We start from the raw sequence: 271 nt of genomic DNA on the forward strand, positions 1-271 counted from the left end.
ACTTTTCAGTTGAAAATTATAATAACGCGGGGTGGAGCAGTTGGTAGCTCGTCGGGCTCATAACCCGAAGGTCGTAGGTTCGAGTCCTGCCCCCGCAACCATAAGATGGCGGAATAGCTCAGCTGGCTAGAGCATTCGGTTCATACCCGAAGGGTCGTAGGTTCAAGTCCTATTTCCGCTACCATGATGTGCCGAAGTGGCGGAACTGGCAGACGCACAGGACTTAAAATCCTGCGGTGGTTAAACACCGTACCGGTTCGATTCCGGTCTT

Annotated in this window: 2 tRNA genes; both read left to right on the plus strand. The window is 52.4% G+C overall.

Annotation, left to right across the window (positions count from 1 at the left end):
- Positions 1 to 25: 25 nt before the first annotated feature.
- Positions 26 to 101: transfer RNA gene (locus FAY47_RS14130), tRNA-Met, on the plus strand.
- 6 nt (positions 102 to 107) lie between these two features.
- Positions 108 to 184 (plus strand) — tRNA-Met (locus tag FAY47_RS14135).
- Positions 185 to 271: the final 87 nt, after the last annotated feature.

It is taken from the genome of Clostridium sp. HBUAS56017 (genome assembly GCF_007115085.1).
Lineage (GTDB): Bacteria > Bacillota > Clostridia > Clostridiales > Clostridiaceae > Clostridium > Clostridium cibarium.